At 72.6% G+C, this 26,043-nt stretch carries 26 protein-coding genes; 20 read left to right on the top strand and 6 right to left on the bottom strand.

Going from position 1 to position 26,043, the window contains the following annotated elements:
• The first annotated feature begins 33 nt into the window (after positions 1–33).
• From QMC84_RS18425 to pcrA, 8 genes are all read left to right on the top strand, one after another.
• Positions 34–939 carry a hypothetical protein gene (locus QMC84_RS18425; RefSeq protein ID WP_300377252.1) on the top strand — a complete coding sequence of 302 codons (906 nt, stop codon included), beginning with the start codon at positions 34–36 and terminating at the stop codon, positions 937–939.
• A 92-nt stretch (positions 940–1,031) separates the two neighbouring features.
• Positions 1,032–2,132, top strand: a complete 1,101-nt coding sequence (locus QMC84_RS18420; RefSeq protein WP_300377250.1) for a chemotaxis response regulator protein-glutamate methylesterase — start codon at positions 1,032–1,034, stop codon at positions 2,130–2,132.
• Positions 2,129–2,965, top strand: a complete 837-nt coding sequence (locus tag QMC84_RS18415; RefSeq protein ID WP_300377248.1) for a protein-glutamate O-methyltransferase CheR — start codon at positions 2,129–2,131, stop codon at positions 2,963–2,965. Before QMC84_RS18420 ends, QMC84_RS18415 begins: the two co-directional genes overlap by 4 nt.
• Entirely contained in the window at positions 2,953–3,348 is a 396-nt protein-coding gene (locus QMC84_RS18410; protein WP_300377246.1) for a response regulator, read from the top strand. The genes QMC84_RS18415 and QMC84_RS18410 overlap by 13 nt, the downstream gene beginning before the upstream one ends.
• Positions 3,345–3,806, top strand: a complete 462-nt coding sequence (locus QMC84_RS18405; RefSeq protein ID WP_300377244.1) for a chemotaxis protein CheX — start codon at positions 3,345–3,347, stop codon at positions 3,804–3,806. The genes QMC84_RS18410 and QMC84_RS18405 overlap by 4 nt, the downstream gene beginning before the upstream one ends.
• 38 nt (positions 3,807–3,844) lie before the next feature.
• The gene (locus QMC84_RS18400) at positions 3,845–4,207 is read left to right on the top strand and encodes a response regulator (RefSeq protein WP_300377242.1); all 363 of its coding nucleotides are present in this window, start codon (positions 3,845–3,847) and stop codon (positions 4,205–4,207) included.
• Positions 4,208–4,217: 10 nt separating this feature from the next.
• Positions 4,218–4,694, top strand: coding sequence for a hypothetical protein (locus tag QMC84_RS18395; RefSeq protein ID WP_300377240.1), 477 nt, complete (start codon positions 4,218–4,220; stop codon positions 4,692–4,694).
• Positions 4,695–4,755: 61 nt separating this feature from the next.
• A complete protein-coding gene (pcrA, locus tag QMC84_RS18390) occupies positions 4,756–7,164 on the top strand; it encodes a DNA helicase PcrA (protein WP_300377294.1) in 2,409 nt (802 codons plus the stop codon).
• A 4-nt stretch (positions 7,165–7,168) separates the two neighbouring features.
• Here the strand turns inward: pcrA and QMC84_RS18385 are convergent, their stop codons facing one another.
• Positions 7,169–8,131, bottom strand: a complete 963-nt coding sequence (locus tag QMC84_RS18385) for a M23 family metallopeptidase (RefSeq protein ID WP_300377238.1) — start codon at positions 8,129–8,131, stop codon at positions 7,169–7,171.
• Between the two features lie 186 nt (positions 8,132–8,317).
• On the opposite strand from QMC84_RS18385, the gene QMC84_RS18380 reads away from it, so the two are divergent.
• From QMC84_RS18380 to sucD, 3 genes are all read left to right on the top strand, one after another.
• Entirely contained in the window at positions 8,318–8,749 is a 432-nt protein-coding gene (locus QMC84_RS18380; protein ID WP_300377236.1) for a cobalamin B12-binding domain-containing protein, read from the top strand.
• A gap of 157 nt (positions 8,750–8,906) precedes the next feature.
• Entirely contained in the window at positions 8,907–10,067 is a 1,161-nt protein-coding gene (gene sucC / locus QMC84_RS18375) for an ADP-forming succinate--CoA ligase subunit beta (RefSeq protein WP_300377235.1), read from the top strand.
• Between the two features lie 19 nt (positions 10,068–10,086).
• Positions 10,087–10,980: a succinate--CoA ligase subunit alpha gene (sucD, locus tag QMC84_RS18370; protein WP_300377233.1), complete on the top strand. Its 894-nt coding sequence runs from the start codon at positions 10,087–10,089 to the stop codon at positions 10,978–10,980.
• Positions 10,981–11,092: 112 nt separating this feature from the next.
• Here sucD and QMC84_RS18365 read toward each other — a convergent pair whose 3' ends face one another.
• The 3 genes from QMC84_RS18365 to QMC84_RS18355 form a co-directional block, all read right to left on the bottom strand.
• Positions 11,093–11,887: a hypothetical protein gene (locus QMC84_RS18365; protein WP_300377231.1), complete on the bottom strand. Its 795-nt coding sequence runs from the start codon at positions 11,885–11,887 to the stop codon at positions 11,093–11,095.
• Positions 11,880–12,392: a SigE family RNA polymerase sigma factor gene (locus tag QMC84_RS18360; protein ID WP_300377229.1), complete on the bottom strand. Its 513-nt coding sequence runs from the start codon at positions 12,390–12,392 to the stop codon at positions 11,880–11,882. Before QMC84_RS18360 ends, QMC84_RS18365 begins: the two co-directional genes overlap by 8 nt.
• Before the next feature lie 125 nt (positions 12,393–12,517).
• Entirely contained in the window at positions 12,518–14,347 is a 1,830-nt protein-coding gene (locus QMC84_RS18355) for a hypothetical protein (RefSeq protein WP_300377227.1), read from the bottom strand.
• A gap of 93 nt (positions 14,348–14,440) precedes the next feature.
• On the opposite strand from QMC84_RS18355, the gene QMC84_RS18350 reads away from it, so the two are divergent.
• The 6 genes from QMC84_RS18350 (at position 14,441) to QMC84_RS18325 (ending at position 20,296) form a co-directional block, all read left to right on the top strand.
• Positions 14,441–15,709 (top strand): DUF6350 family protein, encoded by a 1,269-nt coding sequence (locus tag QMC84_RS18350; protein WP_300377225.1) that lies wholly within the window; start codon positions 14,441–14,443, stop codon positions 15,707–15,709.
• Positions 15,706–16,332: a phosphoribosylglycinamide formyltransferase gene (purN, locus tag QMC84_RS18345; protein ID WP_300377223.1), complete on the top strand. Its 627-nt coding sequence runs from the start codon at positions 15,706–15,708 to the stop codon at positions 16,330–16,332. Before QMC84_RS18350 ends, purN begins: the two co-directional genes overlap by 4 nt.
• Positions 16,333–16,440: 108 nt before the next feature.
• A complete protein-coding gene (purH, locus tag QMC84_RS18340; protein WP_300377221.1) occupies positions 16,441–18,021 on the top strand; it encodes a bifunctional phosphoribosylaminoimidazolecarboxamide formyltransferase/IMP cyclohydrolase in 1,581 nt (526 codons plus the stop codon).
• 22 nt (positions 18,022–18,043) lie between these two features.
• On the top strand, positions 18,044–18,895 hold the full coding sequence (locus QMC84_RS18335; protein WP_300377219.1) for a bifunctional methylenetetrahydrofolate dehydrogenase/methenyltetrahydrofolate cyclohydrolase: 852 nt from the start codon (positions 18,044–18,046) through the stop codon (positions 18,893–18,895).
• The gene (locus QMC84_RS18330) at positions 18,892–19,224 is read left to right on the top strand and encodes a DUF3017 domain-containing protein (protein WP_300377217.1); all 333 of its coding nucleotides are present in this window, start codon (positions 18,892–18,894) and stop codon (positions 19,222–19,224) included. Before QMC84_RS18335 ends, QMC84_RS18330 begins: the two co-directional genes overlap by 4 nt.
• 40 nt (positions 19,225–19,264) lie before the next feature.
• On the top strand, positions 19,265–20,296 hold the full coding sequence (locus QMC84_RS18325) for a hypothetical protein (protein WP_300377215.1): 1,032 nt from the start codon (positions 19,265–19,267) through the stop codon (positions 20,294–20,296).
• A gap of 30 nt (positions 20,297–20,326) precedes the next feature.
• Here QMC84_RS18325 and QMC84_RS18320 read toward each other — a convergent pair whose 3' ends face one another.
• Positions 20,327–21,313 (bottom strand): malate dehydrogenase, encoded by a 987-nt coding sequence (locus QMC84_RS18320; RefSeq protein WP_300377213.1) that lies wholly within the window; start codon positions 21,311–21,313, stop codon positions 20,327–20,329.
• 72 nt (positions 21,314–21,385) lie between these two features.
• On the opposite strand from QMC84_RS18320, the gene QMC84_RS18315 reads away from it, so the two are divergent.
• Positions 21,386–22,069: a hypothetical protein gene (locus QMC84_RS18315; protein ID WP_300377211.1), complete on the top strand. Its 684-nt coding sequence runs from the start codon at positions 21,386–21,388 to the stop codon at positions 22,067–22,069.
• Here QMC84_RS18315 and QMC84_RS18310 read toward each other — a convergent pair.
• Positions 22,050–23,105: an MIP family channel protein gene (locus tag QMC84_RS18310; RefSeq protein WP_300377209.1), complete on the bottom strand. Its 1,056-nt coding sequence runs from the start codon at positions 23,103–23,105 to the stop codon at positions 22,050–22,052. The genes QMC84_RS18315 and QMC84_RS18310 overlap by 20 nt on opposite strands.
• 197 nt (positions 23,106–23,302) lie before the next feature.
• On the opposite strand from QMC84_RS18310, the gene QMC84_RS18305 reads away from it, so the two are divergent.
• Complete coding sequence (locus QMC84_RS18305) at positions 23,303–25,516, top strand: NADP-dependent isocitrate dehydrogenase (protein ID WP_300377207.1); 2,214 nt, start codon at positions 23,303–23,305, stop codon at positions 25,514–25,516.
• Positions 25,509–26,030, top strand: a complete 522-nt coding sequence (locus QMC84_RS18300; RefSeq protein ID WP_300377205.1) for a hypothetical protein — start codon at positions 25,509–25,511, stop codon at positions 26,028–26,030. Before QMC84_RS18305 ends, QMC84_RS18300 begins: the two co-directional genes overlap by 8 nt.
• The last annotated feature ends 13 nt before the right edge of the window (positions 26,031–26,043 follow it).

Below are 26,043 nucleotides of genomic sequence, written 5' to 3'. Positions count from 1 at the left end.
TCGTTCCGACCGCTCGGAGAGGGGAGTGACGCGATGCCGTACTCCCTCGTGGGCGGGCACGCGCTCGGCTTCGACCTCGCGCGGCTCGCCCGCGGCCGGCAGGCGGCCGCCGTGCTGCGGACGGCGCTGACCGCGGACGTCGCGGACCTGGGCGCCTGGGCCGACCAGCACCCGGGGGCGGTCGCTCGGAGCGGCTGGCTGCGGGTCGCGGCGCGTGCCGACGAGCGGGCGGCGACCGTCCGCTCGGTGCTTCCCCTGGCGGGCGCGGCCGTCGAGGAGGCCGTCACGACCGGGGCGTCCACACTCCTGCGTCGCCTCGAGACCAGCCTGCTCGGCGACACCCACGCCCTGGACCACTTCGTCCGGCACGAGCTCCTGGACTGGACCTGGATCCACGCGGGCCCGATGAGCGTCCAGGACCCGGTCGCCTCGGCGGCCGCGGACGTGCTGTCCGACGCGGCGGTCAGCGGTTTCCTCGGGGACCGGCTGGATCCGGGGGTACGTCGTGCGATGGTCGCGCCGTTCCTGCGCGCCGACCTGCCCACCCGCGACGAGACGGCCTCGACGGGGATGGGACGCCTCGACCGGGTGCTCGGCCGGCTCGCTGACGGCGACGAGGAGATCCGGGCCGCGTGGCGCCGGGTCGTCGACGAGAACCGGCTGCGCACCGCCGAGTGGGCGCCGGCCATGCACCAGGCGAGCTGGGCGGTCTCGATGGCCGACCGGTTGCGGCTCGCGTGCGACGCCCAGCTCGCCGGCGTGATCGCCTTCCAGCTCGCCGGACTCACCGCGCGAGACGCGGCGTACGGCGTCTGGAACGCGATCTCCGGCGTCCTGCAGGCGGTGGTGATCGCCGATCTGCTCCCCGCCACGGCGTCCGCGGTGCTGCTGCGCCCGTGGCACCTGGTCTACGGCGAGGGCCCCGTCTTCGGAGCCTGAGCCAGGTCGGGTGTGAGCACTCCTTAGGTATCCGGTGCTGCCGCCGATGGTCACTACGTCCGCCGCCTGGCGGACAGGAGGAAAGGACGCCCATGCCGGGTATCAGGGTGCTCGTGGTCGACGACTCCGTGGTCATCCGCAAGCTGGTGTCCGACCTTCTCTCCGTCGACCCCGACATCGAGGTCGTCGGGACGGCCGTCAATGGCCGGGCGGCGGTGCAGAAGGTCGCGCAGCTCAAGCCGGACCTGGTGACGATGGACATCGAGATGCCGGAGATGAACGGCATCGAGTCCGTGCGCGAGATCCGCGCGACCGGCAACCGGGTCCCGATCATCATGTTCAGCACGCTCACCGAGCGCGGCGCGGTCGCGACCCTGGACGCCCTCGCTGCGGGCGCCTCGGACTACGTGCCGAAGCCGGCGAACGTCGGCAGCGTGGGCCGCTCGATGGAGCAGGTCCGTGAGGCGCTGATCCCGCGGATCAAGTCGCTGGTGCCGCGCCGCGGCAGCACCCCCCACCCGGCCGGCGTCACGGTCGCGCCGACCGCTGCCATGCAGCTGCGCCCTGCGGCGACGCCCCCGCCCGGGGGGCACCGCGTACTGGTGATCGGCAGCTCGACCGGTGGCCCGGAGGCTCTCAGCGCTCTCCTGCACACGCTGCCGCCGCTCGCGGTCCCGGTCGCGGTCGTGCAGCACATGCCCCCGCTGTTCACCCGCCAGTTCGCCGCCCGCCTGGACCGGCAGCTGCCGTTCGAGGTCGTCGAGGCCGAGCACGGCCGGCCCCTGCGCCCCGGCACCGTGGTGATCGCGCCCGGTGACTACCACCTCGAGGTCGCCGCCGACGCCGCCGGCCTGCGCACTCGCCTCACCCAGGCGCCACCCGAGAACTACTGCCGGCCGGCCGTCGACGTGCTGTTCCGCAGCGCGGTCGCCGCTGTCGGACCGGCCGTCCTCGCCGTCGTGCTGACCGGCATGGGGTCCGACGGCTGCAAGGGCGCGAGGCTGATCGTCGAGCGAGGCGGCAGCGTCCTGGCCCAGGACCAGGTCACGTCCGTGGTCTGGGGGATGCCGGGGGCGGTCGCCACCGCGGGCCTGGCCGAGCAGGTGCTGCCGCTCCTCGACCTCGGGCCAGAGATCCTGCGCCGCCTCGCGCGCCAACGTCCGACCCCCGTCCCGGCAGGAGCGCTGTCATGAGCATCGGGCACGACGCCTTCACGTTCGTCCGCGAGCTGGTGCGTGCGGAGAGCGCGATCGTCCTCGAGCCGGGCAAGGAGTACCTCGTCGAGTCCCGGCTGGTGCCGCTTGCCCGCCAGAGCGGGCACGCGAGCGTGGACGCGTTCGTCGCCGACCTCGCCACCCGCCGCAACCCCTCGACGCTGCGGCTCGTGGTCGAGGCGCTCACCACCAACGAGACGTCGTGGTTCCGGGACACCGACCCGTTCACCACGCTGCGGCAGTCGGTTTTCCCGGCTCTCGCGAAGACCCGCAGCAAGCGCGAGATCCGCGTCTGGGCTGCGGCCTGCTCCAGTGGTCAGGAGCCGTACAGCATCCTGATGACGGCGCAGGACACCCCGGAGCTCTCGGGGTGGAAGGTCGACATGCTCGCCACCGACCTCTCCCAGGAGATGCTCGACCGGGCGCGCAAGGGCGAGTACTCCCAGCTGGAGGTCAACCGCGGCCTGCCCGCGACCACCCTCGTCCGGCACTTCGAACGCGCAGGCCTGGCTTGGCGGATCAGTCCCGCGCTCACCTCGCAGGTGCAGTTCCGCGAGCTCAACCTGGTGCGTCCCTTCCCCCCGTTGGGGAAGTTCGACGTGGTCTTCCTGCGCAACGTGCTCATCTACTTCGACCTGGCGACCAAGCGCGACATCCTGCGTCGCGTCCGGCAGGTGATGGCACCCGACGGCCACCTCTTCCTCGGGGCGGCCGAGATGACCATGGGCGTCGACGACGCCTGGGAACGAGTACCGGCCGGACGATCCTCCGTGTACCGGATCAGAGAGGAACAGCGCACATGCGTGCCCTGATTGTCGACGACTCACGAGCGATGCGGCGGATCGTCGGCCGCATCCTGGTCGATGCCGGCTTCGAGATCCTCGAGGCCGGTGACGGCCAGGAGGCGCTCGACGTCCTCGCCGCCCACGACGGGGACCTGCCCGTGCTGGCCTGCGTGGACTGGAACATGCCCGTGATGGACGGTCTCACGTTCATCACCGAGGTCCGCAAGCGGGCAGCGTGGCGGGCCATCACCTTGATGATGGTCACCACCGAGAGCGAGCAGGACCGGATCGTGCGGGCCCTGGCCGCAGGGGCGCACGAGTACCTCATCAAGCCGTTCACGGGCGACGCCCTCGTGGAGAAGCTCGACCTGCTCGGGCTGACCCCGACCACCGTAGGAGACCTCGTATGACCACCTACAGCGCGCCCGACCAGGCTCTGGTCCATGCCGCCATCGAGCAGGTCTGGGGCTCGATGCTCTTCGAGGCCGCCGATCCCTGGCCCACCGGCGTGCCCGCGGAGTTCGAGACCGGGCTCCAGGCTCACATCGAGATCCGTGGCGGCTGGAACGGCCGGTTGCTGCTGACCTGTGACAGCGCGGTCGCGACCCAGATCGCGGGCGCCCTGCTGGGCATCGGCCCGGACGAGCCGGTCGACGAGCCGGACGTCCACGACGCCGTCGGGGAGGTGCTCAACGTCGTCGGTGGCAGCGTCAAGGGCGCCATCGGCGGCTCGATGACGCTCGGCCTGCCGGGCGTCCGCGCGAGCGCCTCACCGCGGTCCTCCGAGGAGAGCCTCGTGGTGTCCTGGCGGGGCAACCCGGTCCACGTCCAGATCGTGCCGGACGCCGAGCTCGCCGGGGACTCCTGACCCCCACCCCCCACACACAACGAGGAGAGCACTCGACCATGAAGATCATCATCGCCGACGACAGTCGCGTGATGCGCCAGATCGTGCTGCGCACGATGCGCCAGGCCGGCTTCGGGCACCACGACTTCGTGGAGGCCACGGACGGTGCCGACGCGCTCGACAAGGTCGCCACGGAGCGTCCCGACCTCGTCCTCTCGGACTGGAACATGCCGAACAAGACGGGGATCGAGCTGCTCCGCGACCTGCGCGGCAGCGGCAACGCCGTCCCGTTCGGGTTCGTCACGTCCGAGGGCTCCGAGGAGATGCGCGAGACCGCCGCGGCAGCGGGCGCGCTCTTCCTGATCGCCAAGCCGTTCACCCCCGAGCACTTCGAGTCCGCGCTCGTCGGCATGCTGGGCTGAGGGGCCGACGATGAGCCTCCCGGACCGCAAGCTGATCAAGGACGTCTTCGAGGGCCTGCTCGGCCGCGATGTCACCGTGAGCGACGGGTCCCCGATCACCCTCGACCCGCCCCGCCCGGTGGTCGCGGCGTACGTCGACCCGCAGCACAACCTGGCCACGGTCGCGGTGATGGACCTGCCGCTGGCGGCGTACGCCGGCGCCGCTCTCGCGCTGATCCCCAGGGGCGGTGCGGATGCCGCCGTCGAGGACGGCTTCCTGCCCGACAACCTGTTCGAGAACGTCTCGGAGATCCTCAACGTGCTCGCGGCGCCGATCGGCGACAGCGGCGGGGTGCACCAGCGGCTCTCGGCGACGTTCGCCCCGCAGGACCCGCTGCCCCCGCAGATCGCGGCGTGCGCGGCGACGCCGGGCGTGCGTGAGGACGTGACCCTCGAGATCGCGGGCTACGGCAGCGGCACCCTGTCGGTGGTGACGGTCGTCGCCTGAGACGAGGGTCCCGGCACGTAGGCTGGCCGGCAGCATGAGCATCTCGATCCCCTTGCCCGGCATGCCCGCCACCCCCGCCCCCGACGGGCCGGAGCCGACCCGCCGCGGACCCACCCGCGAGGAGCTGCTCGAGGGGCTCAACGAGCCGCAGCGCGCCGCGGTCGTCCACGAGGGCGCGCCGCTGCTGGTCGTGGCCGGCGCGGGCTCGGGCAAGACCCGGGTGCTGACCCGCCGGATCGCCTGGCTGATCTCCGAGCGCAGGGCCCACCCCGGGTCGGTCCTGGCGATCACGTTCACGAACAAGGCCGCCGCCGAGATGAAGGAGCGGGTCGAGGACCTGGTCGGCAGGCGGGCCCGGATCATGTGGGTCTCGACGTTCCACTCCGCGTGCGTGCGGATCCTCCGCAAGGAGATCGACGCGCTCCGCTTCGACGGGGGCGGGTTCAAGTCCAACTTCTCGATCTACGACGCCGCGGACCAGAAGCGGCTGATGACGCTGGTCTGCAACGACCTGGACCTCGACCCGAAGCGCTACCAGCCCGGCGCGCTGCTGCACTGGGTGTCCAACCAGAAGAACGAGCTGCGCGACCCGGACGAGGCGGCCAAGGACGCGCGCAACCGCCTCGAGGAGACGTACGCCGCGGCGTACACCACCTACCAGCGGCGGCTGCTCCAGGCGAACGCGCTCGACTTCGACGACCTGATCATGTTCACGGTGCACCTGTTCCAACAGCTCCCCGAGGTCCGCGAGACCTACCGGCGTCGGTTCCGGCACGTGCTCGTCGACGAGTACCAGGACACCAACCACGCGCAGTACGCCTTCATCCACCAGCTCTGCGCCGACCGGATGGAGGAGGTCGACCCGTCCGCCGAGCGCGTCGCTCCCGCGGAGTTGATGGTCGTCGGTGACGCGGACCAGTCGATCTACGCGTTCCGGGGCGCGAACATCCGCAACATCCTCGACTTCGAGCAGGACTTCCCGAACGCCACCTCGATCATGCTCGAGCAGAACTACCGCTCCACGCAGACCATCCTGACCGCCGCGAACTCCGTGATCGGCCACAACCAGGCGCGCAAGCCCAAGCGGCTGTGGTCCGACGCCGGTGACGGCGAGCGGATCGTCGGGTATGTCGCCGACGACGAGCACGACGAGGCCCGGTTCGTCTCCGAGGAGATCGACCGGCTCACCGACGCGAAGGCCTACCGGCCCGGGGACGTCGCGGTCTTCTACCGCACCAACGCCCAGTCCCGCGTGTTCGAGGAGATCTTCATCCGCCTCGGCATGCCCTACAAGGTGGTCGGCGGCGTCCGGTTCTATGAGCGGCGCGAGGTCCGCGACGCGCTCGCCTACCTCCGGCTGCTGGTCAACCCCGCCGACCAGGTCTCGTTGCGCCGGATCCTGAACACGCCCAAGCGGGGCATCGGCGACCGGGCGGTCGCGTGCGTCAACGCGCTCGCCGAGCGCGACCGGACCACGTTCTGGGAGGCGCTGCGCCGCGCCCAGGACGCCCCCGGCCTCGCCACCCGGTCGCTGACCCAGATCCAGGGCTTCGTCGCGATGATCGAGGAGCTCCAGTCGATGGTCGACGGCGCAGAGCGCCCCGACGTGATCCTGGAGACCGCGCTGGCCCGTTCGGGGTACCTCACCGCGCTCGAGGAGAGCGACGACCCGCAGGACGAGACCCGGCTGGAGAACCTCGCCGAGCTCGTCGCGGTCGCGCGCGAGTTCGCCGACGACCCCGTCGCCGGCCCGTCCGCCGACCCCTCGGACGTCGACGCGGGCACGCTCGCGCCCGGCCTCGCCGACTTCCTCGAGCGGGTCGCGCTGGTCGCCGACGCCGACCAGATCCCCGACGACGACCCGGAGGACGCCGGGGTCGTCACGCTGATGACCCTGCACACCGCGAAGGGGCTGGAGTTCCCCGTCGTGTTCCTCACCGGGCTCGAGGACGGCGTGTTCCCGCACTCCCGCTCGCTCGGCGACCATGACGAGCTCGAGGAGGAGCGCCGGCTGGCGTACGTCGGGGTCACCCGGGCGCGCGAGCGCCTCTACGTCTCCCGGGCCGTGGTCCGCTCGGCGTGGGGCGCACCCTCGCACAACCCCGGGTCGCGCTTCCTCGACGAGCTGCCGGTGGACCTGGTCGACTGGCGGCGCACCGAGGCCGCCCAGACCCGGTGGGGCCGGCCCGACCTCGCGAGCGGCTCCGCCGCCCGGCTCGGGTCCCCGACCGCGGCCGGCCGCCGGAACTTCTCCGCCGCCGCCGTCCGAGCCGACGCCGCGGCCCGCGCCAAGCCGGCCCGCGAGATCCCCAGCCTCGAGCCCGGCGACCGGGTGCTGCACGACTCGTTCGGCATGGGTACCGTCGTCGCCCTCGAGGGGGTCGCCGAGAAGGCCGTCGCCTCGATCGACTTCGGCTCCGAGGGCGTCAAGCGGCTGCTGCTCAGGTATGCGCCGGTAGAGAAGCTCTAGCGCGTCAGGGCGTGAGCCCGTGGACCACGAGCGCCTGGTACGGGTCGACGGGGTCGCCGGCGCCGGGGCGGACCTCGAGGTGCAGGTGCGGGCCGGTCACGTTGCCGGTGGAGCCGACGTACCCGATCAGGTCGCCGGCCCGGACCTCCTGGCCCTCGCTGACGGTGTACGACGTCTGGTGGCAGAACCACAGCTCGGTGCCGTCGTCGAGCGTGATGACGGTCTTGTTGCCGTACGCGCCGTCGTAGCCGACGGAGGTGACCACGCCGTTGGCGATCGCCACGATGGGGGTGCCGCTGGGCGCCGCGAAGTCCAGGCCCGTGTGGTAGTGCGACCACAGGCCGCTGTACTCGCCGAAGCCGGCGGTCAGGTGGTAGCCGGAGACGGGCAGCACCCACTGGTTGAGCCGGAGCTTGTCGGCCTGCTGCTGGGCGAGGGCGGTCAGCTTCGCGAGCGCGGCGTCGCGCTGGCGGGCCTGGTCCTCGGCCTGCGCGACGAGCTTCGCGTCGGCGCGATCCTCGAGGGCATCCCGGCGGGAGTCACGACTGATCGTGCCGCGGTCGAGCAGGCTGACCCGGGAGACGTCGCTGGCGCCGCTGAGCGCGCTCGCCTGGGTGAACCGGGCGGCGTCCTCGCCGAGCCCGCCGTTCGCGGCCGTGAGGGCTCCGCCCGCGGAGATCGCGAGCGCGGCGACACCGAGCAGGATCGGCGGCGAGGGGAGGCCGCGGAAGAGCGACCCGCGGGGGGCGGAGTGGCGGTGGACACGACCACCCGGCGTGTCGCTCACCGCCGGGCGGGCCTTCATGGTCTTGGGAGGCTTCGCGGTCTTCAGGAGCTTCGGGGCCTTGGCCGGCGGGGTCGCCCGGCGCTTGCCGCCGACGGCGACCGGGGTCACGGCCTCGAGCGGGGTCGGGAGATCCGACGGACGGCGGCTGGGGCCGCGACGTTCCGCTCGGTGGTTGCCCATGAATAAGTTCTCCGCTGCTCGGGGTTCAGACGGCGACGCCCGACTGTAACGGAAAGATCACGGGCGCGAGAAACCTTCTGGGGAATCTTCGGCAAGTCGGGCGGGTACCTGAACCCGTTTCGCCCCGGAATCGGGGAGGGACGTGGTCAGGGTCACCCCGGCCCGCGAGTGGGTTAGCCTGCGGCCATGACGTCGACCACGCCCACGGAGAGCCCGGTCACCACCCCGCCGCGGGTCCGGATCGTGGTCGGGAAGCCCGGCCTCGACGGTCACGACCGGGGCGCCAAGATCGTCGCACGCGCGCTGCGCGACGCGGGCCACGAGGTCGTGTACACCGGGCTGCACCAGACGCCGGAGCAGATCGTCGAGACCGCGATCCAGGAGGACGCCGACCTGATCGGGCTCTCGGTGCTCTCCGGGGCGCACATGACGCTGTTCCGCCGGCTGCTCGAGCTGCTCCGGGAGCGGGACGCCGCCGACATCGTGGTCTTCGGGGGCGGGATCATCCCCGAGGACGACATCCCGGTGCTCGAGGAGCTCGGCGTCGCCAAGGTCTTCACCCCGGGCGCGACGACCGGTGAGATCACCGGCTGGGTCGCGGAGCACTTCGCCGACTGAGGTTACCGACGAGTCGTATGCCATGCGTCACGTCCGGCCGCTCTCGTCGTACGCGCGGGGTGCGGACTAGGGTGCCCGAGGACACCCGAGCGACATCCCAGCGGCGCGCGGACGTCAAATGCGTCCGCCCGCTCCGACAGAGGAACATGGTGGATCAGTGGATCTGATGGAGTACCAGGCGAAGGAGCTCTTCGCCAAGCACGACGTACCGGTCACTCTCGGCATCGTCGCCCACACCCCCGACGAGGCCCAGGCCGCTGCTGAGCAGCTGGGTGTCGTGGTGGTCAAGGCGCAGGTGAAGGCCGGTGGCCGCGGCAAGGCGGGCGGCGTGAAGCTCGCCAAGACGCCCGAGGAGGCTCGCACGCACGCCGAGGCGATCCTCGGCATGGAGATCAAGGGCCTCCGCGTGAACCGCGTGCTCATCGCTCCCGCCGCCAGCATCGAGGAGGAGTACTACTTCTCCTTCCTCCTCGACCGGGCCAACCGTCGCTACCTGTGCATCGCCAGCGTCGAGGGCGGCGTGGAGATCGAGGAGGTCGCCAAGACCAACCCCGACGCCGTGCGCCAGATCCCGATCGACCCGGGCACCGGCGTCGACGAGGCCAAGGCCCGCGAGATCGTCGCCGACGCGAAGTTCCCCGAGGCGCTGACCGAGCAGGCCGTGCAGACCGTGCTCGCGCTGTGGAAGGTCTTCGTGGCGGAGGACGCCACGCTGGTCGAGGTCAACCCGCTCGCGCGGCTGGCCGGCGACAGGCTCGAGGCGCTCGACGGCAAGGTGTCGCTCGACGAGAACGCCGAGTTCCGCCACGAGGACCACGCGTCCTTCGTGATCCGCGAGGAGGAGGACCCGCTCGAGTCCGTCGCCAAGGACAAGGGCCTCAACTACGTCAAGCTCGACGGCTCGGTCGGCATCATCGGCAACGGCGCCGGCCTGGTCATGTCCACGCTCGACGTGGTCGCCTACGCCGGGGAGAAGCACGGTGGGGTCAAGCCCGCGAACTTCCTCGACATCGGCGGCGGCGCCAACGCCCAGGTGATGGCCGACGGCCTGCACGTGATCCTCGGCGACGAGCAGGTCAAGGCCGTGTTCGTGAACGTGTTCGGCGGGATCACCGCCTGCGACGAGGTCGCCAACGGCATCGTCGGCGCCCTGAACATCCTCGGCGACGAGGCCACCAAGCCGCTCGTCGTACGGCTCGACGGCAACAACGTCGACGAGGGCCGGCGGATCCTCAACGAGGCCGCCCACCCCCTGGTGACCATGGTCGACACCATGGACGGCGCGGCCGACAAGGCCGCCGAGCTCGCGAACGCCTGAGACTGGAGACCACGAACCAATGTCGATCTACCTGAACAAGGACTCCAAGATCATCGTCCAGGGCATGACCGGTGGCATGGGCTCCAAGCACACCACCCTCATGGTCGAGGCGGGATCCAACATCGTCGGCGGCGTGAACGCCCGCAAGGCCGGCACCTCGATCGAGCTGGGCGGCAAGGACCTGCCCGTGTTCGGCACGGTGAAGGAGGCGATGGCCGAGACCGGCGCCGACGTGTCGGTCGTGTTCGTCCCCCCGGCCTTCACCAAGGACGCCTGCATCGAGGCCATCGACGCCGGCATCGGCCTGCTCGTCGTCATCACCGAGGGCGTGCCCGTGCAGGACACCGCCGAGGTGTTCGCGTACCTGCAGAGCCCCGCGAACACGGGCGGCACCCGGATGATCGGCCCGAACTGCCCCGGCGTCATCACGCCGGGCGAGTCGCTGGCCGGCATCACGCCCGCCACGATCGCGGGCTCCGGCCCGGTCGGCCTGGTGTCGAAGTCCGGCACGCTCACCTACCAGATGATGTACGAGCTGCGGGACCACGGCTTCTCGACCGCCATCGGCATCGGCGGCGACCCGATCATCGGCACCACCCACATCGACGCCCTCGCGGCGTTCGAGGCCGACCCGGACACGAAGGCGATCGTGATGATCGGCGAGATCGGCGGCGACGCCGAGGAGCGGGCCGCGGCGTACATCAAGGAGCACGTGACCAAGCCGGTCGTCGGCTACGTCGCCGGCTTCACCGCGCCCGAGGGCAAGACCATGGGCCACGCCGGCGCCATCGTCTCCGGCTCCTCCGGCACCGCGCAGGCGAAGAAGGAGGCCCTCGAGGCCGTCGGCGTGAAGGTCGGCAAGACGCCGTCCGAGACCGCCGCGATCATGCGTGAGGTCCTCGCCTCGCTCTGATCCACCCGCGCACGGGGGTGCGTCGGAAAGTGCGGTGCCTGGGATGAACCAGGTTGATCCCAGACACCGCACTCTGTGGAGGCCGCGGCCGGCGACCCGGGCGCGGGCCGGGTTACTCGGACTCGCCCCCCGGCTGCGCGCACGGGTCGGCGGAGAACACGCACAGCTGGGCGCGGACCGCCTCGGAGCGGTGGGTCATGTTCGAGATCGCCGTCGTCACCGCCTGGTCGTCGCCGGCGGCGCCGTAGGAGGTGTCGACGTAGAGCGCGTTGCCGGACCGGACGACCTCCCAGAGGGTGAGTTCGGCGAGGAGGTCGCCGTCCTTCGAGCGCTGGATGAAGGCGAAGCCGTCCTGCCCGAGGTCGACCGGGACCGTCTCCTGGATCAGCGGCAGCCCGCTGCCGTTCTCGTCGCGCGGGCAGTCCGCCACGGCGGAGCGGAGCGAGCCGAGGGCCTGCTCGGCGGCGGCGCCGTCGGCGTACAGGGCGAGCGTGCGGCCGAGGTAGGCCTCGTTCTCCTCGAAGCGGGCGCCGGCGAGGTCGGCGGTGGACACGGGGCCGTCGGGCGACCAGGCGGTCGTCCCGCACAGCACGATGTCGTCGACGCCGGACTTCTCGGTGACCGGCGGGTCGCCGAACAGGCCGTTCGCCAGCGGGAAGCCGTCGGGCACGGTCTGGTGCCATTCGGGAGCGGGGGCGGGCTGGATGTCGCGGTCCTGCTGGTCGCCGGCCAGCAGCGCGACCGGCGTGACGATCGCAGCGAGGACGGCGACGGCGGCGGCACCGGCGAGCGCCGTGTTGCGGCGCCGGATGCGGTTGCCGCGTCGGCGCACCTCGGCGGCGGGCAGGGGAGTCATGGGCGGTCCTGGGACGGTGAAGTTCTCGAGCTCCTCGATCGGGTCACGCATGGCTCGCTCCTTCCTGGAAACCGCCGGGTCCTTCGTCGGCGAGCATCGCGGCGAGCGCCGCGCGGCCGCGGCTGAGCCGGGCCTTGATGGTGCCCTCGGGGACGCCGACCTCACGGGCGACGTCGTGGACGGGGAGATCGGCGATGTGGTGCAGGACGAGCGCCTGCCGCTGCGCCTCGGGCAGCTGCTTGAGCGCGGCCACCAGCGCGACGTGCGCTTCGTTCGGCGGCGCCGTCTCGGTCGGCGCGCCGAGCGCCCGGTCGACCGGCCTGCGGGCCCGCGTCGTACGGCGCCAGCGGCTCACCGCGAGGCGGTACGCCGTGGTCCGCACCCACGCCTCGGGGTGCTCGGCGCGGTCCAGCTTGCGCCGGTGGGCCCAGGCCCGCGCGAAGGCCTCCTGGACGCACTCCTGTGCCTCGTCCCGGTTGCCGATCATCGCGTAGACCTGGCCGACGACGCGCTGGAACGACGCGCTGTAGAACTCGTCGAACTCGAGCTCGTCCATCGACCCTGGGTTCCCGTCTGTGTGCGGCTCGGCTCGGTGCCGAGTCGGAAGGGATACGCCTCACCGCGCACCACGGTTGCACGCTCAGGGAGGATTTCTGCGCAGGTCAGCCGGCAGGGTCCTGGCTAGGGGCGCGGCATCGCGTCGAGCCGCGCGAGCGCGCGGTCGACCAGGGCGACGAAGGCGTCGGCGGACATCCCGCCGGCCGGGTCGGGGACGAAGCCGACCTGTGCGACGGAGGTCCGGTCGCGGACGATGCCCATCAGGTAGCTCACCGACCGCTGGTCGCTGATCTCCGTGGTCACTCGCCAGATCGTCAGGTCGCGGTGCTTGGCCTCGAGGTGGCGGATCCGGTCGACATCGGTGCCCATCTGCTTCTTCGAGCAGCTCGCCAGCCGGTCGCGGACGTCGTCGACGAAGCCCGCGGCCCGCCGCTCGGGGAGGGTGCCGACCGTCTCGGTCAGGCCGAACTCGTCGCGCAGGTTCGCGCCGGGCACCAGGAACGTGCGGGTCGCGTCGTTCGTCATCGGCTTGGCGCTGAAGTCGGTCCGGTCGCACCCGGTCGCGGCCGCGTTGTCGCGGGCCTGACGCGGCTCGGTGCCGACCCAGGGCCGGCGTACCTTCCCGACCGGTGGCAGGTCGACCTCGGCGAGCATGCCGGGCACGGTGGCGACCGGGACCGGTGCCACCGTCCTCAGGCGGGGGTCCGCGGAGCAGGCCCCGGCGCCGGTGCGGCCGCAGAGCTCGGTCACCGCGGACCCGAGCAGGGCGGCGGACCTGGTCAGCTTCGGCCCCCGGCCGAGCGGGGAGCGGCTGACGACGGCGGTCGTGAGCCGCCCGGTGCGCGCGACGCCCGCGACGACAGTGGAGCCGGGCTCGTCCCAGGTGCGGAGCACCACGAGCATCGCCTCGTCGCCGACACCGGCCACCTCGCGGGTCTCGAGCAGCTGGGAGCGCTGGTCGGCGCAGCCGGCGAACCAGGAGAGTGCGGTCCGGAAGCCGCGCTCCGCTGCCTTCTTCGTCGCGGACGCCTGGGTGGCCTGGACGGCCTCGGCCGAGCCCTTGCCCGAGGACTCGAAGACCCGCACCAGGGCCGCGGTGCCGCGTGGGTCGGCGTACCGACCGGCCTGGCAGGGCATCACCAGGCCGTCGCCGGCGGAGTTGTCGTCGGTGCGGGTGACCGCCCAGCCCGAGCCGGGCACCTGGGATCCGACCTGCTCGGCGGTGAGGAGGGTGTCCTCGGGCACGGCGACCGGGTCCGGGGTGGGTGAGCCGGACGGCTTGTGGCTCTGAGGGGCCTCCATCCGCTCGCCGGCGAGCGTCGGGCGCACGCCGCCCGCGTCGGTGACGAGGGTGCCGGTGACGACCAGCGCGGCGACCGTGGCGGCGACGCCGATCACCGTGTGGGTCCGACGCCGCGCCGCGCCGGAGCGCCGGATGATCGTGGCCCGGGGCCAGCGGCCGTCCTCGACGTGCAGGCGGATCGGGTCGAAGAGGGTGCGGATGCTCGTGGTCGGCACCTCGCGCAGCATGGCGAGCTGGGCGGTCGCGGTCTGCAGCTCGCGCTCGGCGTCCTGGCGGGGCAGGCTCGCCTCGCGGGCGATCTCGGCGAGCGAGGCCGTGGTCAGCTCGGTCAGCAGCAGCACCTTGCGCTGGACGAGCGGCAGCTTGCCGAGCGCGTCCAGGGTGGCCTTCACCTCGGGGTCGAGGCCCTTCTCCCGGTGCCAGAGCTTCGCGGTGTGGCGCCGCTGCGCGTGCGCACAGGCGCGGACCCGGACCCAGGCCTCCGGGTCCTCCAGGCGGGACACCTTGCGCCAGTGGTGCGAGGCCACCACGAACGCGTCCCGGACCGCGGCGCGGGAGGATCCGAGGTCGCCGGTCAGGCAGTACGTCAGCAGCAGCAGGCGCGTGCGGACGTCCTTGTAGAACTCGTCGAACTGACCGGGGTCCCTCATGGCGTCGTCCACGGTAGCCGGATCGGGACATCTGAGCCGAACCGGCGTGGGAGCCCGGACCGACCCGCCGGGGCGGGTGATGATGGCCGAGCCATGACTTCGCTGCTCACCGGCTCGGCCGCCGCCCGCCTCGCAGGCGCGGACCGCTCGGACCCTCGCCACCGCCGGCCGCTGGTCCTGGTCGCGGTGCTGGGCGGGGCGAGCGCGGCGCTGGCGACCCTCCTGATCTGCCTGGCCGTCGGAGTCGTGGGCTGGTTCCTGGCTGACGCGGGCGCGCACGGAACCCCACGCGACGGGCTCCGCGTGGGGGCGCTCGGCTGGCTGCTGGCCCACGGCTCCGGTATCCACGTCGACGGGGTCGCGGTGAGCGTCGTACCCCTCGGCCTGACCGCGCTCGCCGCCTGGGCCGTGTGGCGTCTCGGGCACCGCGTCGGCGATTCGGTGTCCGGCCACGGTCCCGACGCGGACCGGATCGCCGACGGGGAGCGCGACTGGACGGTCCCGACCGCGGCCGCCGCGTTCCTCGCCGGCTACCTGCTGGTGGCCTTCGTCACGTTCCGCCTCGCGGCCACCGCCGAGACCGCGCCCTCGCTGCCCCGGGTGGTCGGCTGGTCGGTGCTGCTGTGCGCCACGTTCGGGCTGGTCGCGATCTCGGTCGGGTCGGGACGCGCGGCGATCTGGGCCGCGTTCGTCCCCGCGTCGGTGCGCGCCGCGGGCGCGGCGTGCCTGCGGGTCCTCGGCGGCTACCTGGCGCTCTCCGCGTCCGTCTTCCTGGTCGCGTTCGCGCTCGACCTCGGTACGGCGGCCAACGTGATGTCCCGGCTGCACCTGGGCGCCGGTGACGGCACCGTCTACACGGCCCTGACCGCGACCCTGGTCCCCAACGCGGTGGTGTTCACCGGCTCCTACCTGCTCGGCCCGGGCTTCGCGGTGGGCGTCCACACGCTGGTGTCCCCGACCGGCGTCGCGCTCGGGCCGCTGCCGATGTTCCCGCTGCTCGCCGCGCTGCCCGCGAACGGCCCGACGCCGGGCTGGACGGCGTACCTCCTCGCGCTGCCGCCGCTGGTCGCGGCCGCGGCGGTGGCCCGGTCGCAGCGCCGCTACCCGACCCTGCGCTGGGACCACGGCGCGCTGCGCGGCTGCGTGGGCGGCGCGCTGGCCGGTCTCCTGCTCGGGCTGCTCGCCGCCGTGGCCGGGGGGGCCGTCGGGCCGGGCCGGATGCGCGAGGTCGGACCGTTCGCGTTCGACGTGCTCGTGCACGCGATCACCGCCTTCGGCCTGGGCGGTCTGGTCGGCGGCGTTCTCATGACCTGGTGGCAGCGTCGGGCCCATCGCAGCGCTTCCCTAGAATCCACTGTGTGACCCCACGCCGCCCCGCTCGTCTCGTGGTGCTCGTCTCCGGGTCCGGGACCAACCTCCAGGCGTTGCTCGACGCGTGCGCGGACCCGTCGTACGGCGCCCGAGTCGTTGCCGTCGGCGCCGACCGCGACGACATCGAGGGCCTCGCCCGCGCCGAGCGGGCCGGTGTGCCGACGTTCGTGCGGAAGGTCGGGCAGTTCACCAGCCGCGACCACTGGGACCGAGCCGTCACGGACACGGTCGCCGGCTTCGAGCCCGACCTGGTCGTGCTCGCCGGCTTCATGAAGCTGGTGGGTGCCGAGTTCCTCACCCGGTTCGGCGGCCGGGTCGTCAACACCCACCCCGCGCTGTCCCCGTCGTTCCCCGGCATGCGCGGGCCGGCCGACGCCCTCGCGTACGGCGTCAAGGTGACCGGGTGCACGCTGTTCGTGGTCGACGCCGGGGTCGACACCGGCCCGATCGTCGCTCAGCGGGCGGTGCCGGTCGAGGACGACGACACCGCGGACACGCTGCACGAGCGGATCAAGGTCGCCGAGCGCGCGATGCTGGTCGACACGGTGGGCCGGATGGCCCGGGCCGGATGGACCGTCGAGGGCCGGCGCACCCGGTTCGGCGACGAGGGCTGACGGTCCTATGCTGGTCTGCACACGACTGGCGCAGGTGGGTGACCACCGGGGAGTGACGCACGGAGCATCGACCGCCTGGGTGCTCCCCCTTCCGAGCAGGAGTTCTCCGTGTCCGAACCTGTGTCCACGCCCGAGCACCGCGTCGCCGTCCGGCGAGCGCTCCTCTCCGTCTACGACAAGACCGGCCTCGAGGACCTGGTCCGGGGCCTGCACGACGCCGGCGTCGAGCTGGTCTCGACGGGCGGCTCGGCGAGGCTGATCGAGGGCCTGGGGCTCCCGGTCACCAAGGTCGAGGAGCTGACCGGCTTCCCGGAGTGCCTCGACGGCCGGGTCAAGACGCTGCACCCGCGCGTGCACGCCGGGATCCTCGCCGACCGGCGCCTGGACTCCCACGTCCAGCAGCTCGCCGACCTCGGCGTGGAGCCGTTCGACCTGGTGGTGTCCAACCTCTACCCGTTCCGCGAGACCGTGGCGTCGGGGGCGACCCCGGACGAGTGCGTCGAGCAGATCGACATCGGTGGTCCCTCGATGGTCCGAGCGGCCGCGAAGAACCACCCCTCCGTGGCGATCGTGACCTCCCCGGAGCGCTACGCCGACGTGCTCGCGGCCGTCGCCGAGGGCGGCTTCACCCTCGAGCAGCGCAAGGTGCTGGCCGCCGAGGCCTTCACCCACACCGCGGCGTACGACGTCGCGGTCGCGAGCTGGTTCGCCTCGACGTACGTCCCCGCCGAGGACGGCTGGCCGGCGTTCGCGGGGGAGACCTGGACGAAGTCCGCGGTGCTCCGCTACGGCGAGAACCCGCACCAGGACGCGGCCCTCTACACCGAGTCATCGGGCTCGACGGGCGGCCTGGCCGGCGCCGAGCAGCTGCACGGCAAGGAGATGTCCTACAACAACTACGTCGACACCGACGCGGCCCGGCGGGCGGCGTACGACTTCGACGAGCCGGCCGTCGCGATCATCAAGCACGCCAACCCCTGCGGGATCGCCGTCGGCGCCGACGTCGCCGAGGCCCACCGCCGCGCCCACGAGTGCGACCCGGTCAGCGCCTTCGGCGGTGTGATCGCCGTCAACCGGCCGGTCTCGGTCGAGATGGCCCGCCAGGTGGCCGACGTGTTCACCGAGGTGATCGTCGCCCCGGCGTACGACGAGGGCGCGGTCGAGGTGCTCCAGGGCAAGAAGAACATCCGCATCCTGCGCTGCGACGGCCCGGCCGAGGAGCGCTCGACCGAGCTCCGCCAGGTCAGCGGCGGCGTGCTCGTCCAGGTGCGCGACCACGTCGACGCGCCCGGCGACGACCCGTCGACCTGGACGCTGGCGGCGGGGGAGCCCGCCCCGGCGGCGGTGCTCGCCGACCTCGCGTTCGCCTGGAAGGCGTGCCGCGCCGCGAAGTCCAACGCGATCCTGCTCGCCAAGGACGGCGCCTCGGTCGGCATCGGCATGGGCCAGGTCAACCGGGTCGACTCCTGCCGGCTCGCCGTCTCGCGGGCGGGGGACCGGGCCGCGGGCTCGGTCGCCGCCTCCGACGCGTTCTTCCCGTTCGAGGACGGCCCGCAGATCCTCATCGACGCCGGCGTCACCGCGATCGTGCAGCCCGGCGGCTCGGTCCGCGACGAGCTCACGGTCGAGGCGGCCAAGGCGGCCGGCGTCACCATGTACTTCACCGGCACCCGGCATTTCGCGCACTGACCCCACCGACGAGGATGACCACGTGACCGCACAGAAGCTGGACGGCACCGCCACCGCGGCGGCGATCAAGGGCGAGCTGACGACCCGGGTCGCGGCGCTGCACGAGCGCGGGATCCGGCCCGGGCTCGGCACCATCCTCGTGGGCGACGACCCCGGGTCGCGGTGGTACGTCAACGGCAAGCACAAGGACTGTGCCGAGGTCGGCATCGAGTCGATCCGGATCGACCTGCCCGCGACCGCGAGCCAGGAGGAGATCGAGGACGCCGTCCGGGTGCTCAACGAGGACCCCGCCTGCACCGGCTACATCGTCCAGCTGCCGCTGCCCAAGGGCCGCGACGAGAACCGCGTGCTCGGCATGGTCGACCCGGACAAGGACGCCGACGGCCTGCACCCGACGAACCTGGGCTGGCTGGTGCTCGGCAAGGCCGCGCCGCTGCCGTGCACGCCCAACGGCATCGTCGAGCTGCTACGCCGCCACGGGGTCGAGATCGCCGGCGCCGAGGTCACGGTGGTCGGCCGTGGCGTCACCGTCGGACGCCCGCTCGGGCTGCTGCTGACCCGCCGCAGCGAGAACGCGACGGTGACGCTGTGCCACACCGGCACCCGCGACCTGGCCGCACACGTGCGCAACGCCGACATCGTGGTGGCCGCGGCCGGCGTGCCCGGCATCGTGACCGGCGCGATGGTCAAGCCGGGTGCGGCCGTGCTCGACGTCGGGGTCTCCCGCGTCGACGGCAAGCTGGCCGGGGACGTGGCCCCCGAGGTGTGGGACGTGGCCGGCTGGGTCTCGCCCAACCCCGGCGGCGTCGGCCCGATGACCCGGGCGATGCTGCTCTCCAACATCGTGGCGATGGCCGAGCAGACGGACTCGTGAGCGACCTCGAGCCACTGCCCGAGGAGGAGCCCGCCTCCGCGGAGGACCGGGGTCGGCGCTATCCCTCCACGATCGGCGGCGCGTCCTACCTCGTGGTCATCGCGGTCACCGCGATCGGGTTCGGGATCATCACCACCGGCGCGTGGCGCCAGGGCATCCGCTGGATCGCCGGCGCGCTGCTGTTCGCAGCCGTGGTCCGGGCGGTGCTGCCGGCGCGGGACGCCGGCATGCTCGCCGTACGACGGCGCTGGTGGGACTGCCTCCTGCTCGCCGGCGTCGGCGTCGCGCTGATCCTGCTCGCCGGCTCGATCCCCGACCAGCCGCTGTAGCCCGCGCCGCCCCAACGGCACCGTCGCGTACCGTCGGGCCGTGACCGCAGACCCCAGCCCCGCCGCGGCCCTGGCCGAGCAGCTCCTCGACGCCCAGGTGGCCTACCACCTGGCCCGGCTGAGCGGCGACGCGGTGACGGAGACCGTCGCCGGGCTCGCCGAGGATCTGCTCGCGGCATCCGCCGGGCAGCCGATCGCGGACCTCGTCGACCGCGACGCCCTCGCCGCGACCGCGACTCGGCTGCTGCAGACGGTCCCGGGCAGCGCCGCCGCCGGCGCGGTCGTCGAAGTCCTCGCCGACGTCGCGCACGACGGGCCGGTCGAGCAGCACCTGCTCGGCGAGCTGGTCGAGCGGGATCAGATCGAGGCGCTGCTCGACCAGCTGATCGCGCTGAGCCCGGTGCTCGAGCGGGGGCTGGACCGGCTCACCGCCAGCCCTCTGGTCGGGACCGTCGCCTCGCGGTTCATGGGCCGGATCGTCGGCGAGGTGCTGCAGGCCAACAAGGCGGTCGCCGACCGGGTGCCCGGCCTGGGCTCGCTGATGTCGTTCGGCACCAGCGCCGCCTCGAAGGTGATGGGCGTGGCGGACAAGCAGTTCGAGGGGCTGATCGGCGACACGGTCGGCCGGGGCGGCACCTACGCCGTCGGCCGGCTCAACAAGATCCTGGTCGAGACCGTGCGAGACCCGACGACCCGGGAGGCCGTGCTGCAGGTCTGGGACCTGGCCGCGGACGAGCCGATCTCGGGGCTGAGCCGCAGCGTCACCCGCGAGCAGCTCGCCGGGCTCGTCGACGCCGTGCACGACCTGGTCGCGACCGCCGCAGCGGGGGAGCCGGCCGCCGGGCTGGTCGAGGCCGCGGTCGACGGGCTGCTCGAGCGGTTCGGCGGCTACACGCCGACCGAGCTGCTCGACGAGCTCGGCCTGGAGCGCGCCGACGTGGTGGCCGACGTGGTGCGGGCGGCGCCGTACGCCGTGGCCGCGCTGCGCGAGTCCGGCGAGCTGGAACGGATCATCCGCGCCCGGCTCGCGCCGTTCTACGACTCGGCCGAGGTCAGGTCCCTGCTGGGCTGACTCGGCCGAGTTGCTGCAGATCCGGCCTGCTCAGATGAGCCCGAGCTCCTTGACCGCGTCGCGCTCGTCGGCGAGCTCGGCGGTCGAGGCGTCGATCTTGGCGCGCGAGAAGTCGTCGATCTCGAGACCCTGGACGATCTCCCAGTCGCCGTCCTTGGTGGTGACCGGGAACGAGGAGATCAGGCCCTCGGGGACGCCGTAGGAGCCGTCGGAGACGACCGCCATCGAGACCCAGTCGGCGTCGGCGCTGCCGAACAGCCAGTCGTGGGCGGCGTCGATGGTCGCCGAGGCGGCCGACGCGGCCGAGGAGGAGCCACGAGCCTCGATGATCGCCGCGCCGCGCTTGGCGACGGTCGGGATGAAGGTGCTCTCGATCCAGTCCTGGTCGCCGATGACCTCGGCGGCGTTGCGGCCGCCGATCTCGGCGTGGAACAGGTCGGGGTACTGCGTCGCGGAGTGGTTGCCCCAGATCGTCATCTTCTTGATGTCGGTGACCGGCGCGCCGGTCTTCGCGGCCAGCTGCGAGATCGCCCGGTTGTGGTCGAGGCGGGTCAGCGCGGAGAAGCGGGCCTGCGGGATGTCGGGGGCGTTGGTCATCGCGATCAGCGCGTTGGTGTTCGCGGGGTTGCCGGTCACGCCGATGCGGACGTCGTCGGCGGCCACGTTGTTCAGGGCCTTGCCCTGGGCGGTGAAGATCGCGCCGTTGGCGGACAGCAGGTCGCCGCGCTCCATGCCCGGACCGCGCGGGCGCGCGCCGACGAGCAGGGCGAGGTTGACGCCGTCGAAGATCTTCTCGGCGTCGTCGCCGATCTCGACGCCGGCGAGGTTCGGGAAGGCGCAGTCGTCGAGCTCCATCACGACGCCCTCGAGCGCCTTGAGGGCCGGCGTGATCTCCAGCAGGCGCAGCTCGATCGGACGGTCGCCGAGCAGTGACCCGCTCGCGAGACGGAACAGCAGGCTGTAGCCGATCTGGCCGGCGGCGCCGGTGACGGCCACCTTCAACGGGGTAGAGCTCACGACGACTCCTTCACGCGACGGTTTCTCGTCCCGACGCTAGCAGCGGCCGCGCGCCCTGCGATGCTGGGGTCCATGACCGTGCGGCCCCTCCTCCTGGCGGCCGCGCTCGCCCTCCTGGCGGGGTGCGGCACCGCCTCGGCGCCGAGCCCGCCGGCCGGCGTGGACGAGCTCACGATCCCGACCCCGTCCCCGGACCCCGACGACTTCGTGGCGACCGTCGACAACCCCTGGTTCCCGCTCGAGGTCGGCGACTCGTGGGTCTACGCCGTCACCGACGCGACGGGCGCGCACCGGATGCGGGTGACCGTGGAGCCCGGCCCCCGGGTCGCCGGCGTCGCGACGACCAGCCGGGTGACGACCGAGCCGTCCGGCGTGGTGACCGACTGGTTCGCCCAGGACGACCGCGGCAACGTGTGGTGGTTCGGCCGCGCCGGCAGCTGGCGGGCGGGCGAGGACGGCGCCGAGGCCGGCGTCGCGATGCTGGCCCGGCCCCGGGTGGGCGATGGCTACCGGACCGGTTACCGGCCCGGGGTCGTCGAGGACACGGCTCGCGTGGCGTCGCTCGACGAGAGCGCCGAGGTCGCCGCCGGGTCGTACGACGGTCTCCTGCTCGTCGAGCGGCACAGCGCGCTCGAGCCCGGCGCCACCGGTGAGCTCTCCTACGGCCGGGACATCGGCCTGGTGGAGGCTCGTGAGGTGTCCAGCAGCTACCGGACCGTGCGGCTGGTGCAGGGACCTACTGCGCCGGCGGCCTGATCCGGGTCCCGCCGTCGCCCGGCTCGTCCTCGGGCCCCGGCTGCTCCGCGGCCCGGGCGGCCTGCTCCTCGGCGGCCTGCTGGGCGCGCCACTGCTCGGGCGTCTGCCCGACGGGGTGCCACTGCTGGCCGACCGGGTCCCACTGCCAGCCGTCCTGGACGATCGGGGCGGCGTACGCCGACGGGGTCTCCTGGTTCCACTGCTGCTGGTACTGGTCGGGCGCGGCGTAGCCGGGCACCTGCGCCGCGGTGCGCGGCCGCCGGAGCATGAGGCCCGACCCGGGGACCGGCTCGCCGACGCGGCCGAAGAGCAGCGGGTAGCCGAAGCCGGCGATGGCGGCTCCGAGCGTCGGGGCGAGGATGAACAGCCAGAGCTGGGTGATCGCGTCCGGGCCGGCGAACAGCGCCGGGCCGATCGAGCGGGCCGGGTTGACCGAGGTGCCGGTCGCCGGGATCGCCACGAAGTGGATGGCGGCGAGGGTCAGGCCGATGGTGAGCGGGGCGAGGGCCGGGTGCTCGTTGCGCTCGTCGGTGACCGCGAGGATGACGCCCACGAAGACGGCGCTCAGCAGCGCCTCGAGGACGAACGCCGCCCACCAGGCGTAGCCGCTGCCCTGGTCGCCGAAGAAGTTCTGGCCCATGTTGCGCTCGGGGTCGAAGCCGTCGAAGCCGTGCAGCAGCAGGAAGAGGATGAGGGCCGCGAGGACCGCGCCCACCAGCTGGGCGAGCACGTACCAGCCGGCGCGGGTCCACGACATCCGGCCGCCCACGGCCGCGCCCACCGACACCGCCGGGTTGAAGTGGCCCCCGCTGATCCGGCCGAACGCGTAGATCATCACCATCACCGCCAGGCCGAAGGTCAGGCCGACCGTGGTGACGGTGATGGTCGCGTCGGCCTCGCTCGCGTAGACGATCGAGCCGCAGCCGAAGAACACCAGCACGAACGTCCCGATCACCTCGGCGGCGAGCTGCTGCCTCAGGGTCGGAGCGGCTGCGGCCCCCGGCTCGGCGCCGGAGGGTTGGACGGACTCGGACACGGTCGTGCTCCCTTGCTTGGGCTTGCTCGGGCTCGCGCGGGCTCGCGCGCGCGTCCCCCGCGGACGCGGCGACAGCACTCTACTCAGGAGCGGACCCGGCTGGACCCGCCTCGAGAGCCGGTGCGAAGGTGGCTCCAGCGGACCTGTCAGGTATCTTGACGTCAAGGAACTTTCTCGAGCTTCAGGAGTCGTCGCGCATGGCCACGATCATCTACACCCACACCGACGAGGCGCCGCTGCTCGCGACGTACTCGTTCCTGCCGATCATCCAGGCGTACGCCGCGAAGGCCGGTGTGGAGGTCGAGACCCGGGACATCTCGCTCGCGGGCCGGATCATCGCGCAGTTCCCCGAGCGGCTCACCGGCGAGCAGCGCATCGACGACGCGCTGGCCGAGCTCGGCGAGCTCGCCAAGCGGCCCGAGGCGAACATCATCAAGCTGCCCAACGTCTCCGCCTCCGCCCCGCAGCTCAAGGCCGCGATCAAGGAGCTCCAGGGGCTGGGCTACGACCTGCCGGACTATCCCGAGAGCCCGCAGAGCGACGAGGAGAAGGACGTCCGCGCGCGCTACGACAAGGTCAAGGGCTCGGCGGTCAACCCCGTGCTGCGCCAGGGCAACTCCGACCGCCGCGCGCCCGCGTCGGTCAAGCAGTACGCGAAGGCCTACCCGCACCGGATGGGCGCGTGGAGCCACGACTCGAAGACCAACGTCGCCACCATGGGCGAGCACGACTTCAAGAGCAACGAGAAGTCCGTGGTGCTCGCCGCCGACGACACCCTGCGCATCGTGCTCGAGGCCGAGGACGGCACCACGACCGTCCTGAAGGACTCGCTGCCGGTCCTGGCCGGTGAGGTCGTGGACGCCACGGTCCTCCAGGTCGCCCACCTGCACGGCTTCCTGCGCAACGCGATCGCCCGCGCGAAGAGCGAGGGCGTGCTGTTCAGCGTGCACCTCAAGGCGACGATGATGAAGATCTCGGACCCGATCATCTTCGGTCACGTGGTCCGCGCGTTCTTCGAGCCGGTCTTCGCGAAGTACGGCGACGACCTCGCCGCGGCCGGCCTCAGCCCGAACGACGGGCTCGGCGGCATCCTGGGCGGGCTGGACAGGCTCCCGAACGGCGCCGAGATCAAGGCGGCCTTCGAGCAGGCGATCGCGGACGGCCCCGCGCTCGCGATGGTCGACTCCGACCGCGGCATCACCAACCTGCACGTGCCGTCCGACGTGATCGTGGACGCCTCGATGCCGGCGATGATCCGCACGTCCGGCCACATGTGGGGCCCCGACGGCCAGGAGGCCGACACCCTCGCCGTGATCCCGGACTCCTCCTACGCCGGGGTCTACCAGACGGTCATCGACGACTGCCGCGAGCACGGCGCGTTCGACCCGGCGACGATGGGCTCGGTGCCGAACGTCGGCCTGATGGCCCAGGCCGCCGAGGAGTACGGCAGCCACGACAAGACCTTCGAGATCCCGACCGACGGCACGGTGCGGGTCGTCGACGGCTCGGGTGCGGTGCTGATCGAGCACGACGTCGCGGCCGGCGACATCTGGCGCGCCTGCCAGACCAAGGACGCGCCGATCCGCGACTGGGTCAAGCTCGCCGTCACCCGCGCCCGGGCGAGCGGTGCGCCGGCGGTGTTCTGGCTCGACGAGACCCGCGCCCACGACGCCACCCTGATCGCAAAGGTCAATGCCTACCTGCCCGAGCACGACACCGACGGACTGGACATCAAGATCCTGACGCCCGAGCTCGCGACGGCGTACTCCCTGGAGCGGATCCGCCGCGGCGAGGACACCATCTCGGTGACCGGCAACGTGCTGCGCGACTACAACACCGACCTGTTCCCGATCCTCGAGCTCGGCACGTCGGCCAAGATGCTCTCGGTCGTCCCGCTGATGGCCGGCGGTGGGCTGTTCGAGACCGGCGCCGGCGGCTCGGCGCCCAAGCACGTGCAGCAGCTGGTCAAGGAGAACTACCTGCGCTGGGACAGCCTCGGCGAGTTCTTCGCGCTCGCCGCGTCCTTCGAGCACCTCGCCGGGTACGCCGACAACCCGGGCGCCCAGGTCCTCGCCGACACCCTGGACCGCGCGACCGGCACCTTCCTCGACCGTGACAAGTCGCCGACCCGCAAGCTCGGCGGCATCGACAACCGCGGCTCGCACTTCTACTTGGCGCTGTATTGGGCGGAGGAGCTGGCGAACCAGACCGAGAACGCCGACCTCGCGGCCGCGTTCAAGCCGCTGGCCGAGACGCTCGCCGCCCAGGAGCAGACGATCGTCGACGAGCTGCTCGCGGTGCAGGGCTCGCCGGTCGACATCGGCGGCTACTACCGACCCGACGACGCCAAGGCGTCCGCCGTCATGCGGCCCTCGGCGACCCTCAACGAGGTGCTGGCCACCCTTGGCTGACCCGACGCCCGACGAGCGGGACCAGCCCTACGACCGCTGGTCCCGCCCGCAGGCGCTGAGCAATCGCGGCTACGCGATCGCCGCGGTGGTGCCGTTCGTGATCGCGGCGATCGGGTTCGGCATCGTCGCGCTGGTCTCGTCCGGTGACGGGGCGGGCAGCGGCGTCACGGTCCGGCTGCCGACCTCCGGCTGGGCGCCGGCGTCGGGCGGCGGCGACGCCCTGATCCAGGGCGTGCTGCGGCTCGACGACCAGCGCTGCGTCTACCTCGAGGCCGGCCAGGACGGCGCCGACCCCGGGAAGGTGTGGGCGGTCTGGCCGGCGGGCTACCAGGCCACCCGCGAAGGTGACCGGCTCACCCTGCTCGACTCCGACGGCAACGTGGTCGCCCACGACGGCGACCAGATCTCGACGAGCGGAGGCTTCGGCCCCGCCGGCACCTTCGCCGGCGAGCCCTGCGTGCCGGCCAGCGGCGAGGTCGCGATCGTGCAGTCCGAGGTCACGGCCACCCCCTGAACGGAGCCACCAC

This window comes from Nocardioides sp. (genome assembly GCF_030019515.1).
Classification (GTDB): domain Bacteria; phylum Actinomycetota; class Actinomycetes; order Propionibacteriales; family Nocardioidaceae; genus Nocardioides.
This window is presented reverse-complemented; position numbering and strand designations above follow the sequence as displayed.